The following is a 12,764-nucleotide window of genomic DNA, read 5'->3' on the forward strand; positions in this document are numbered from 1 at the left end:
TTTTAACGTGCTTATACTGGCTAAAGATCCTTCGCCTTAGAATCTTTACTATTCCTATAAAGTAATGTCTCTACAAATAAAATCAGACAATCAAACTAATCATGCTCTATTAGATTGCCTATTTATAGTGCAAGCTATACAATCAAATTGACAATACATCATGTCAAAGTGAAAAATGGATTTTAAATATTAAAAATAAGGACTTATAATGCAGAATACACAAATAAAACGTGTGCATAGCTTCAGCAATGATGTTTTAGAAGACTTTGATGCAGTAAAAATTGCACAACTAATTAAAAATAAACAAGTTTCGGCAAAAGAAGTTATCCAAGCATCTATATTACGCGCAAAAAAAGTGAATCCACAACTTAATGCAATTGCATCAGAGCGGTTTGATCTTGCATTAGAAAATATCAATGAAAATCATTCTTCAACAGCAATTTTTTCAGGTGTTCCTTTTTTCTTTAAGGACAATACAGACTTTACAGGTTTAGCTACACATCATGGTTCTCAAGCAATCCATAGCCCAGTTGCAAAAAAACACGATAGATTGAGCCAGCAACTGTTGGATCAAGGATTTATTGTTTTAGGTAAAAGTAACTTACCTGAATTTGGTTTAAATGCGACTACCGAATACCAAAATGGTACTGCAACAAAAAACCCATGGCATATAGATTTTTCCTGTGGAGCATCATCTGGTGGTGCAGCCGCTTTAGTAGCTTCTGGTGCAGTGCCAATAGCACATGCCAATGATGGTGGTGGCTCAATCAGAATTCCAGCAGCCTGTAACGGTTTAATTGGTTTAAAACCCACACGTGGTCGAACCTATAATAGTGATGCAACAAGCAAACTACCCATTAACATTATTTCTGAAGGCGTTGTTACGCGTAGCGTTCGTGATACCGCACATTTTTTTGCTGGTATGGAACAATGCTATGCGAACCCAAAACTTCCTAAAATAGGTTTGCTTGAACATAGTTCAAATCGAAAGCTTCGTATTGGTGTGGTACAACAATCTATTACTGGTAGTGTTGACTCAGAAACTGCAATTTGCTTAGAAAAAACTGCTCAATTATTAGAATCTATGGGTCACCACGTTGAATATTATCAGCTCCCCTTTGCTCAAAGCTTTGTAAATGACTTTAGTCATTATTGGGGCTTACTTTCTTTTATGTTACTTACTTTTGGTAATAAGCTATTTGGAAGTAATTTTGAACGTCAAAAACTCGATAACTTAACTTGTGGTTTAGCTAAACTCTATAGAAATAATTTTTATAAAACACCATTATTTATCTATCGGTTAAAGAAAATACAAAGCCAATATCAACAAATCTTCCAACATTATGATGTGTTACTTTCACCTGTGCTAGCGCATACCACCCCAAAACTAGGCTATATTTCTCCACAATTAGAGTTTGATAAATTATTTCAGCGCATTCAAAACTATGTCACGTTTACACCCATTCAAAATATTGCAGGTGCACCAGCCATATCATTACCCATGGGCTATACCCAAGAGTATGGCTTACCTATTGGGATGCAATTTTCTGCCAATTTAGGTGATGAAAAAACACTTATTGAGCTGGCTTACGAGATTGAATCTGCTCAACCTTGGCGTAAAATTCAAGGTTAATCTTCAATTTATACTTTTCTTGATTATTAAAGACTTAATAAAAACATTACAATGCAATTCTATTGTAATGACACAGGTGTTTAAAAAACCGTTCAATGAACGGTTTTTTAAAGAAAAATGAATTACTAAATTTATAACACTTCAAATTCTATTCTGCGGTTTTTCTTACGGCCTTCTGGTGTCGTATTATCTGCTACAGGTTTATTTGGTCCTAATCCTTCAGTTGACATACTGTCTGCATTGATATTTTTAGCTACAAGGTAATTCTTTACAGCTATCGCTCTTTCTTGGCTTAAACTTAGATTTTTAGCTGGATCTCCAGAACTATCGGTATGGCCAATAATTTTGACTTTTTTACAACCCACTTTATTTAGAGCTACAGCCATTTCATCCAAAATTTGGGTTCCTGATGTAGCCAAAACAGCACTACCCGATTCAAATTCAATAATGCGATTTTTGAGCGTTGCATCAATAATTTGTTGCTCTGCAGCATTTACACTCAGCTGAGCATTGACTTTGTAATTTGGTACTAGGCTTTGTAAGCGTTGTGTTGCTGGCTGGATATCATTCGGATTCGTAACTTTTCCAGTCAAATTTACCTGTGTGCCACGTACAGTTAAGCTACCTTGCTTTACTTTTTTTAAATCATCATTGATGGCTGAACTGACATTACTGCTCCACCCGCTGGGTGCGCTAACCATCTTAACTTGTATCTTATCAACCACATTTTCACGACCATAAGTCATATATAGTTTATTTAAAATTTCTTGTTTTGCCATTTCATTCGGTACAGCTCCTTCCACAATGATCGGTTCTTGTGCGACTGCCAAAAAGCTGATACCCAAAGAACAAATCAGCATTAAGCTTTGCCCAACGAAGCGATTATTATTGATCACTTTTGCATTTATTTTCATAAAATTTGCCTATTATTTTTCTTTATGGGCATTATTAGCCGTCAATAAAAGTTTGTCTAAATAGTTTAAATGCTTGAGCTAAACTCATTTGTCGCTCACACAAGCCTTGCTCTAAGGTAGCTAAACCTGCATTTTGCTCTAAATAAGGTTCAATCCATTCAGTTGCAGTTAATGACACCCAATGATCACTCTGCATATTCTGGGTAAATACATCACTTAATGCGCGAATATCTGCCCCTTGAAAACCAAACAACAAGACAGGCGCATGACTGTGTAAAATACCAATTAATAATTCTGCATTTTGTTTTGCCACAAAACGACTGATTAAATTGACCCAAAACGCAGCAATTTCATAGCAATAGCTAATATTATTAATAGGTAAAATCAACACTTTATTGAGCTTTGCAGTGCCTTGTTTTATTACGGGCTGTAATAATAAGCCCAAGGCAATCATGCTTTGCGCCAATTGCTCTGTGCTTAAATTTAATAATTTGGCAAATGAATATACTGTGTGGTGTTCATAAAAGGATGCTGTTTCATCTGTACCAAAAATTTGAATGTCATCACTTAATTTACTCAGTTTATCCAATAAAATATCTGGATCTCGAATAGAACGCATAATTCTATTGCGTTGGTAAAGATCAATCAGCGTTTGTTTATAACGGTATGGTGCGTATTGAATATTGTCCTGAGGATCATCAATTTCTAGAAGATGACACAGCACCATTGGAAATTGGCGACCAGAACTGTCTTCACTACTGATCAAATTGGAAACCAAGAATCTTTTATCTTGTGGACTGGCAATAAAAAAATCCAAAGATGGCAGATTGGCATATTTTTCACGAAATGCTTGGTTTTGCATTGCATGCTCAAGCGCCTCAGTCATCCATTGATCTATCAATTGTATGAGAGAATACTGCCCGCGTGTCTTTAAAAAATCACCTCGAGCTGGGCATTTTCCATAATACAAAGGCGTGGTTTTGACTTCGTACATGTGCTTTCCCCTTTAAACGTCCATGTTTTTATTTTTTAGATACATCATGGTGTTACCCCAGCTTGCACTTGTGCTACTGGCACAGGTGCAGATGTGGTCATTGATGCTGGTGCTGAGTTCATCGCTTGCGCAGCAACAACGCGCACTGCTTTATTGGTTACAACTTTATCGACTAAAAGCATTCCGTTATAGCCTTGATTTGAGCCAATGCCTCCCGTGCTACTGCCACTAATAAGGCGGAAGTTCATTTTGACGAAGAGCTTAGGATCATCTTTACTACGCCATAACATCTCAAAGGTAGTTCCAGATTGAGTACGCGTTGCACCTTCAATTAATCGGTTAATACCATATTCACCTGGTTCATCCACAATCGTATGGGTTTTGCCTTCTAAATCGATGGCCGTAATACGCGCACCTGGAATCGCACCTTTATTTGGCCAAATGAAGTTCACCCATTGCTGTACGCCATTTTCAAATACCATACGTTGCCCATCAATTTCCACCGTATAAGACAATAACTGAGTATTTTCTTGTGGGTAGAATTGGAAGTTCGACTGATTTGTTGCCACAGGTGTAGCTGAGTTTTGATTGAGTTCACCCGTTGCAACACCATTGCTTGGTGCAACATAGGTTTGAAAATTCGCCACAAATTGTGGATTTAAGCTTATCCCTAAATCTTTCCAAGTTTTGGATGTTAAGGTATAACCACGACGGATCACCAACGGATCAAGATATTCTTTTACAAAACGCGCAATACTGCCATTTTCACCAAATATTTGACCAATTTCATTACTAGTCGCTTGTACAGTGGCGCCCGCTTTAAATGGATACTTAGTGGATAAATTAGTACTAAATGGTTGATAAGCTTGAATACTCCATAATTTATTCAATTCATCTTGTGCTGGAATAACAAGGGTTTCAAAAGATTGTGTTAATGGTGCCATGAGCAATTTTTGTAATTGCTGTTGATCAGCTTCTTTCAAACCGACTGCCATTTTTTCATCAACATATTTTTGCGTTATGTTAAATACAGAGCTTTGGTCATTAATGGTCTGTTTCACCAGAGCCATACTTGAAGGACCAATATCACCCGCACTGCGCAAATCATTAAACTTACTACGAACTTGACCTAAATTTGCCATGTATTCGTCAAGAAGCGATTTATTTTGCAAATCATCACGCTTACGCACCAATTGATAGAACATCTGGAACTCTTTTGAGATCACACCTTGGGTTGCAGTTAATGCATTGCTTTGTGCAACTTTGGCTTCATCGCGATTTAATACTTTACGTTTGAACCAAGCAATAAATCCTTTTTGAGGCGCAGCCAACTCTGCTTGTACCACAGGATTATCCCAACTGGTTTCTTGTGCAACGCGGTTGAGTACAGTACGAATTGGCGAATTTTCCGGCTCCCCCAACACATCAATAATTTTCACCTGTTGAGCAAAAGCATTGCCTTTTGCATAGTGCATAGCATTTAAAAATTTACGCCATTCTGCAATGTACTCTTGTTTATATAGCTCAGTCAGCTGTTTACGAATCTGCTCAGGACTCCCACTAAAACTTAAGTCATCTGATTGATTCATATTGAGGACCCAATCTTTAGAATCCGTTGGGCTATTGGCTGCTTGTTCAATGGCATCTTTAACGTAACTATCCCAAGCTTGGTAGCTAAATATACCAGGCAAAGCGTATGAACCTAGCATCGTAGATTGGCCTGCTTCTCCAATGATTTGTTTAATCGTTAATGCTGGAAAACGAACAGAAGCACGCATTTTAATTTCGTTATAGACCCGATCACGTGCAGGAATCCCCGTACTCACAGACATTAAGATTTGTCGTGTTTGATCAACCAGTTGTGCATCAGAATCCATGCGTGGAAACAGTGGGTCATTGGCCAAAGTCATCGCATAAGATAAAATTTGCTCTGCTTTTTGAATCATGTCACCACGTTCCATTTGGCCACGATTCGAATCTAACCATGAGCGCCAAAAACGTGTGACTTGATCACTTAAATGACTTGATTCTCTGTACTGCGGATTACTTAACATTAGATATGCTTTTAAAGCATTATAAGCATCTTGCGGATTAGTATCCGACGGTTCTAAATATGGTTGCTTCGTTTGAACAGCTTGATTTAACCTCACGTTGACATGATTTTCACGCAAAGTTGCTTCATTAGTTTTTACACGCTGTAAGTATTGTGCAAGGTTTTGCTGAGCAGGTTGAAGTACAATTTGCCGAATCCCCTTCAAATATTCAGCTTTTAATTTTTCACGCACCGCATTGCCTTGGTACAAACCAAAACTATATTTCAAAGGTCGATCTTCGTCAAAATGATCCAACTGTTGTAAATGCCCCTGTAAAATTAACAAAGCATCCATTTGCGTTGCTAAGTTTCCAGAAGCGTTACTTTCCATTTGCACGACTTTATTCAAATCTGCTTGGACTTCAGCAATCAATTGTTGGTTATTCCGATATGACCAAACCCAAACACTCAAAATAATTGCAACAGCAATTAAAGCACCCAAAAATGACATAAAGCGCTGACGTTTACGAGCTGGATTAATATGCTGTTTTACAAGATTTTTATCTTTCAAAATAACATTTGAAAATAGACCCTTTAAGAAATAGCCATGATCTTGAGAAATAGAATTGGTTGGCACACCAAAATTGGCATCATCGCTACGAATTAAGTGAAAATCCTCTGCCAATTGCTCTGTCATAGGGCTTTCAATTGTCCCTTCTTGTAGTGCACTGGTAAAATAGAAGCCACGAAAAACTGGTTTAAACTGGTATGGATTGTCTTGAAATAAAGTGCCAATAAAGGTTTTTAAAACAGGTTTTAATGTTTTAAATTCCAATGGAAATGTCATGACACTAGGCGAAATATTTTGTGAATGGCGACGGCTAAGATGCGTTGTACTTACGCCTTTTAAGCCATCATATAATAAGCCATAATGCTTTTCGAATAGCTCAGTTGCTTGATCTGAAGTATTTGGATCGTAAGGTAACGTTGCACCCCATACCTGATCGAATTCATCTTTGTCATAGCATTCAAAAAACTCAGTGAAACCTGCGATCAGATCCATTTTAGAAAAAACAACATAGACTGGTGCAAATATTTCTAAACGCTCAGTAATATCTTGTACGCGTGCACGCAAGTTCTTGGCTAATTTAATGGTTTTTTCTGGGCTTTGACTGACTAACTCCGCCACACTTACAATCAAAATTAGTCCATTCACTGGCGCTTTAGAACGATTCTTTTTAAGTAAGCCTAAAAAACCTAACCATTCATTATGGTCTTCTGCATAAACAGAATAACGTCCCGCCGTATCGAGTAATACCCCCTCAGTCGAGAAAAACCAGTCGCAATTTCGTGTTCCACTTAAGCCTGAAGATACCATTTTTTGGTGCGTTTCTTCAAATGGAAAACGTAAGCCTGAATTGTAAATTGCAGAACTTTTACCTGCCGCGGGGTTACCAATCACCATATACCACGGTAATTCGTATAAAGCAGCATTGCCCTTTTTATCTCCAAGTTTAGACTTACGGATCAGCTGAATCGAGTCTTTCATTTGCTGATGAATTAACTGTAATTCTTCTTTATCTTTTTGTTTTCCGTACTCAGACTCAGTATCTTTCGCAATAGCTTCTGCAAGTTCTTCGCCCTGTGCGCGATTTTTTCGGTGTTGGATCAGCTCGTATATGCCCCAGATGATTAATCCGATGATATAAATTGCAACCAAAATCCAAAATATTTTAGGTGGTACAGAATTATTCATTGCAATTAAAGCAACAAACATAGACAGTGCCATCATTGCTTTTGGATTGGTGGCATACTGCCAAACATAGCCAAGCAAGGTATAAAATAATGTGTTCACGTTATTCTCTTTATACTTTCTTAATTTTGAGTAATGACTGTTTCTGGTTGATCAAATTCATAAGCTTTGAAAAAAGCATAGGTAGAATCTTGCTCAGTGCTGTAAATCATATTGATCATCTCTTCTGGCAAATGCATACCTAACATAAAACCAAATACTTTTGATAAATTTTGTGTATGCCCAAGATTTTGTTTTGTATATAAAAAATGATGAAATTCTATTGCTGTGTCTGCAAAGACTCGTTGTAAAGTTTTTGTTGTTTTAATATCGTTTGCATCATCTAAAACCAGCACAAATGGATGCTCTTGCTGGAATTGCTCTAACTCATTTAATTGATTGTTTTTTAAATAATGCGCAAAATTATTTTCATTCAAACTCAAATATAATGTGCTGATAGGTTGTAAATCGAGTAATGCCGTCGATGTATTTGCTACACACCAACTTGATGCAAATTCGGACGCAATATACTGCTCATTGAGCCAAAATCTTTCATCTAAACACTCTTGATCTATTTCTGAATCCACACTAATCAAAATACTTACTTCATGGGCTTTATTGGCCGCATCTTGTAGCAACTTTATCCATTCGCTATAGGCAGTTTGATTACTAAAAAAGTGATGCTCAATTTCAATTTGCTCTGGCAAAATCGCATATTGAGTACTTAACGCTTCCTGAAGTTCAAATCTGCTTTGCTCGTTCCATTGATGGATTAAATTTTCAGCCAGTAAAACATGCACATTAAGGCGACTAAGACGTGGTACTTCTTGTACAGGCGCCTCATCTTCCTTTTCCTCTACAAAACTTTCTTGGCTCCACCCTGGGTGCATTCGGTATTGATAAGCCAATTCAGTGTCATAAAACAGTGCTGAATGTTTTAAATGATTGGAGATACTCATTAAAGTATCAGCATGTTGTTCAAGTTGTTGATGAATTAAACAATGGATACGTTTTTCTCTCATGCTTATTATCGGCATGTCATCATCATCTTCAAGTGTGGCATCCACAAGATCATCTAAACCTTGTATGCGATAGCTTAAAATAGGCAATCCATAACTATTGAATAGCTTTTGATCTAGCTCAGGGCTCTTAAAGTCTTTAATACGCTCAATAATTTCAGTATTTTCACCAAAACTATGCCAAGAATATGCAGAGTAAATATTTAATCTAAATTGTTCAGTTGGTCGTGCTTTGGGTTTTTCTTGTTCTAATGCATCAATCTGTTGTTGTTCAGCACGTAATGTTTCCAGTTCTGCTTGCTGTTGCTTTTTTTCTTTTTGGGATTTAAGTGCCCTGATCGCAAAAAATGGCGATAAAATTAATGTAGTAATAAAAAAAGGCAAAGCTAAAAAATACAATGCTAAATCGGTTGCAGATGGGGCATACGCCGTATCACGCCAAAAATAAATCACACAGGCACTGACTAAAACCGCGATGCCAATGAAGGTGCTGATAAATAATTTAATCATTGTTATTGTCCACCAATTAATGCATAACAGGTTTCAGCATTATCTTGCTGCTGTATTGGCATTAGAAAAGCCCCCTGAGACAAACCACAATCGAAATTTGAACTCAGACACAAAGGCTGAATATCTTGTTTTTTTAAAATAAGCCGTACATCCACAGTTAATGTAGGTGTACACCATGTTTGTATAATTTTTTTGAGTTTTATGCTTTGCGCGTGATGCGGTAAAAAACTCAAATAGTCATCACGTGCTAATGGCCCGATCACAATTTCAATTTTTTCATCAATTTGACGAACCGTACTGCCACAAAACGTATTAACGCCGAGCATATACGCATGCTCGCCACCCAAGCATGTTTGCTGATCAGTTGCTAAATTAAATTTTTCTGGAATAAATTCCGTAATATCAAAATCTTGATTAAATATACAACCTAACATTGTTTTTAAGGCATGGGCATTGTTATTTTGTCCCTGCATTAACCCCGAAAACTCAGCAAAATAATCATCTAAATCTGGTTGAGCATGTTGCTCACTTACATAGCCCGCTAAAGCATGAATAATATTTAAATAACTATTTTCATCTTCAACTTCATAACGAATTGGAAGCTGATAATTAATACTTGCATCAACATATTGTGTAGTTAACTTATGATTAAACAACGATAAAAAACCCAATGTTTCATCACGCTGATGCCGTCCGCTTAGCTTGATTTTGCTGGTATAGCTATAAGGTAGTGCCCCTTGCATTCCCGTGAGGCCAACCACTAAATTGGTTAAATAAACTTTTTCATCATCCAGCTTCAAACTTTCAATTTCAGTTAATGGAAAATTTAAATTGAGAGAGCTTTGAAAATTAAAGTCATAAGACCAGTGTTGTTGAGCTTTAACAGGCGCATGTCTAAGCAGACGTACCGCCTGAATAAAATCATAACTTTGAGGTTGCTCAAATAATCCCTGTATTACAGAAGCATTTTGCCACCAACGTTCTGCACGCATTGGTATATCTCCTGTTGGGTTTGTACATCATAAATTTCAACATCAACAAAGCTATTCAAATTCACTCTTAAATTAAAAACTCGACTTAACAACTGACTAAAGATATAAGCGCTAAAACCACGAAAAACCTCTAAATCCAAGCTAATTTTTACTTTGACGCCACGTACAAATAGCGGGAATGGTCTGCTGTTCACTAATTTTTGCGCAAGTGAAAAGTCTATTTCTTTAATAGCATCAATAATGAGCTGATTTTCTTTACTCTTTGGAAGATTGTATAACTCCAAAAGTTCTTTAATATATGCAACTGAATTCCCTTTCATTAAGGACATATTATTTAAAGAAAGCTGAGAAATAATGCGCCATTGTTCTTGTTTATTCTGCTCAAAATAAAAAGGTTGCGTTGGACGTTTCAACATTAGTGCATGTCGCGCTAGGCTACTATCATTTAAAGTTAATATATTTTGATCTTTGTTATAGCTCTCATAAGGCAAGTCGCGATTGGTACATAACAGTTCAGTACTAATAAAGTCAGACTTTGTGCTTGCAGGATCAAGCGATTTTGAAATAATGCTATAACTCATTTCTTGCGATTTATTATTTAATCCCTCAGTTTTTAAACTATAAAAAAACTTAACCTGATCATGGTGATAATGGCTCATCGCAAAGAAAGGTAAAATAGGATGGATCATTTCATCTTGAGCACTTTTTTCACGCACCATATCCATTTTTAAAACTGAATAAACCTGAAAATATTCAGGATGATGCACATCCGTCACTAAAGGATAGTCCATACGTTTGTGATTAATTTTTTGTGGCTCTGCCTGTTTTTTAAATAAATTAATCATTGGTGTCGCAAATAATTTAAAGTTAGCCGTACTTAATTCAGAATAATTACGTATTGAGGCTTGGTCATTTAAATTGAGTTTAAAATGAACTTGTAATTCAAAGTTCGAATGCTCTAAGGCTAATTTAGAAATACTACTTAAATCGAGTTTTAAAAAATTAAATTTTTCTGGAAAACAAAAATATTCCATTAACAAACGATAAGCATGATGCGTATGCTGATCTACAGGCAAAATCCCTTCAGATTCTTCGAATCCCATTAAGTGAAATGGGTTATCAATCGCATAAGTTTGATGTCCTGCTTTAATACTAAAATGCGTGCCTTTTCCAAAAATATGATCTAGCACTTGCAGTGGAAAATGTGAAATAGCATCTAAATATATAGGGAGCTTTTGTTGTGCCAGCAAACGATGACTTTGATTAAAAATATTAAATACAAAGCTTAAAGTTGCATTATGATTAACATGCATTTGTGCTGTTGGATGGGTCTTAAAGTAAACATTTTGCAAGGCAATTGGCATGATCGTCGTATCGTAGGCCGTTGAATATTCACATTGCACACCACGAATACTTTTGGCCTTCAAAATCGTCGATCGAGGAATAACATGTAATTCAGTCAGTGTTTTTATTTTATTAATATCTTCAAATGACACCACAGAGCTAGCTGGAAATGGCTTTAAGTATTGAGGAAACATGACCTCATAAATAGAACGTGTAAATACTTCATAACTATCATCTAATTTTTTATCAATGCGTGCAGCAACCAAAGAGAAAGCTTGGATTAAACGTTCAATATGCGGATCATCAATCTGTTCTTGGTTTAAAGATAAACGCTGTGCAATTTTTGGATATTTATTTGAAAAATCACGCGATTGCTGTGCAAATTCCTGTAATTGTTTTTCATAATATGGGAGTAGCTCTTCAATCACGGATAACTCACTTAGCTTTTAGAAGAAATAACATATTGTTGTGTGGTCGGTTTTAATAATGCATCAAACATAACTGGCTCATATAAAGGATGAATATTTAAATAGGCTTGGATACTTAAGCAAAGTGCACCCATGTTATTGCCTTCCATAAGCATCTCAACTTTGATTTGCGTTAAACGTGGTTCATGTGCAGCAATAGACGTTTCTATAGATTGGCAAATCTTGTCACAATCACTGGGATTAGCCGTCGATAGTCCAACAAAATCAATAATGCCAAATTGCAAAATTGACTTTTTCGCCAATGGAAAATCTTCAATTAAATCACCAAAATTTGCCACTCGGCTGTTTAATAAGTCTTCTAAATCAGATGCGACAGATTCACGTAATTCACTCAATGATAAGCCACGCTGTACTTGCTGATCATTAGGCAACATACGATCGAACAATGTTGTACGAAATCCAAATGGATAAAGTTGATCTAGATTCATTTCATTCTTATTTAATGGCAAGGTATGGAACTGCAAAATAATAGAGGCTAGCTGACGCCAACCCCTATTTTTTGAATTATTATTATGCAGCGTATGACGCAGTATTATTAGACAATGACCACTTCTTAGTAACAGCACCTTTTTGTGTACCGTTAATATCTTGTTGGTTGTATGTCCACTCAACAGCAGCATATTTCAAGCCAAATGCTTCGTGTGGAACACCTTCATCATTCACGTTTGGTGTAACGCTTGAAACTAAAACATGTTTCAATTTAATTTGAAGATATTTAATACGTTTGTCGCCATTCGCACGATAGAAATCGATTTGAACCTCATCAAACGTATAACCCGCTGAACATGCTTCCCATAATTTTGGACTCGTTGCATCTAAGTCTTTTATAAAAATCATGTCTGAATGTTCTACACGTTCAGCTGTATGGCCACCAACACTTGAAGATGTTGCTGATTTAGGTTGACGGATATTGTGTGACCATGAATTGACTTCTAGCCAGTCCTTATGTTCAGTGTCACGCGACTCGCCATCAATTTTGTATTTGCCACGAAACTGTACGTATATATCTTTCATTATTAATTTTTCCTATTTATTTAAAGTTATTA

Annotated in this window: 9 protein-coding genes; 1 reads left to right on the forward strand and 8 read right to left on the reverse strand. The window is 36.4% G+C overall.

Features of this window, described 5'->3' with window-relative positions; translation table 11 throughout:
- The first annotated feature begins 208 nt into the window (after nt 1–208).
- Nucleotides 209–1,633, forward strand: a complete 1,425-nt coding sequence (locus tag D9K81_RS05320) for an amidase (RefSeq protein ID WP_120374136.1) — start codon at nt 209–211, stop codon at nt 1,631–1,633.
- Nucleotides 1,634–1,764: 131 nt separating this feature from the next.
- Here D9K81_RS05320 and D9K81_RS05325 read toward each other — a convergent pair whose 3' ends face one another.
- The 8 genes from D9K81_RS05325 to D9K81_RS05360 form a co-directional block, all read right to left on the reverse strand.
- The gene (locus D9K81_RS05325; RefSeq protein ID WP_227602048.1) at nt 1,765–2,493 is read right to left on the reverse strand and encodes an OmpA family protein; all 729 of its coding nucleotides are present in this window, start codon (nt 2,491–2,493) and stop codon (nt 1,765–1,767) included.
- Nucleotides 2,494–2,581: 88 nt separating this feature from the next.
- Complete coding sequence (gene tagF / locus D9K81_RS05330; protein ID WP_120374138.1) at nt 2,582–3,541, reverse strand: type VI secretion system-associated protein TagF; 960 nt, start codon at nt 3,539–3,541, stop codon at nt 2,582–2,584.
- Between the two features lie 44 nt (nt 3,542–3,585).
- Nucleotides 3,586–7,428 carry a type VI secretion system membrane subunit TssM gene (tssM, locus tag D9K81_RS05335; RefSeq protein WP_120374139.1) on the reverse strand — a complete coding sequence of 1,281 codons (3,843 nt, stop codon included), beginning with the start codon at nt 7,426–7,428 and terminating at the stop codon, nt 3,586–3,588.
- 20 nt (nt 7,429–7,448) lie between these two features.
- Nucleotides 7,449–8,894, reverse strand: a complete 1,446-nt coding sequence (locus D9K81_RS05340; RefSeq protein WP_120374140.1) for a hypothetical protein — start codon at nt 8,892–8,894, stop codon at nt 7,449–7,451.
- Between the two features lie 2 nt (nt 8,895–8,896).
- Entirely contained in the window at nt 8,897–9,886 is a 990-nt protein-coding gene (gene tssG / locus D9K81_RS05345; RefSeq protein ID WP_120374141.1) for a type VI secretion system baseplate subunit TssG, read from the reverse strand.
- Nucleotides 9,850–11,658: a type VI secretion system baseplate subunit TssF gene (gene tssF / locus D9K81_RS05350; protein WP_120374142.1), complete on the reverse strand. Its 1,809-nt coding sequence runs from the start codon at nt 11,656–11,658 to the stop codon at nt 9,850–9,852. The genes tssG and tssF overlap by 37 nt, the downstream gene beginning before the upstream one ends.
- A gap of 11 nt (nt 11,659–11,669) precedes the next feature.
- Complete coding sequence (tssE, locus tag D9K81_RS05355) at nt 11,670–12,146, reverse strand: type VI secretion system baseplate subunit TssE (protein ID WP_120374143.1); 477 nt, start codon at nt 12,144–12,146, stop codon at nt 11,670–11,672.
- 82 nt (nt 12,147–12,228) lie between these two features.
- Nucleotides 12,229–12,732: an Hcp family type VI secretion system effector gene (locus D9K81_RS05360; RefSeq protein ID WP_120374144.1), complete on the reverse strand. Its 504-nt coding sequence runs from the start codon at nt 12,730–12,732 to the stop codon at nt 12,229–12,231.
- Nucleotides 12,733–12,764 lie beyond the last annotated feature (32 nt).

It is taken from the genome of Acinetobacter chengduensis (assembly GCF_003664645.1).
Classification (GTDB): domain Bacteria; phylum Pseudomonadota; class Gammaproteobacteria; order Pseudomonadales; family Moraxellaceae; genus Acinetobacter; species Acinetobacter chengduensis.

What these genes read in the sequence shown, in the direction of transcription:
- D9K81_RS05360 (WP_120374144.1), bottom strand. Translation starts at nt 12,732, where the DNA reads ATGAAAGATATATACGTACAGTTTCGTGGCAAATACAAAATTGATGGC.
- tssE (WP_120374143.1), bottom strand. Translation starts at nt 12,146, where the DNA reads ATGAATCTAGATCAACTTTATCCATTTGGATTTCGTACAACATTGTTC.
- tssG (WP_120374141.1), bottom strand. Translation starts at nt 9,886, where the DNA reads ATGCGTGCAGAACGTTGGTGGCAAAATGCTTCTGTAATACAGGGATTA.
- tagF (WP_120374138.1), bottom strand. Translation starts at nt 3,541, where the DNA reads ATGTACGAAGTCAAAACCACGCCTTTGTATTATGGAAAATGCCCAGCT.
- D9K81_RS05320 (WP_120374136.1), top strand. Translation starts at nt 209, where the DNA reads ATGCAGAATACACAAATAAAACGTGTGCATAGCTTCAGCAATGATGTT.
- D9K81_RS05325 (WP_227602048.1), bottom strand. Translation starts at nt 2,493, where the DNA reads ATGCTGATTTGTTCTTTGGGTATCAGCTTTTTGGCAGTCGCACAAGAA.
- D9K81_RS05340 (WP_120374140.1), bottom strand. Translation starts at nt 8,894, where the DNA reads ATGATTAAATTATTTATCAGCACCTTCATTGGCATCGCGGTTTTAGTC.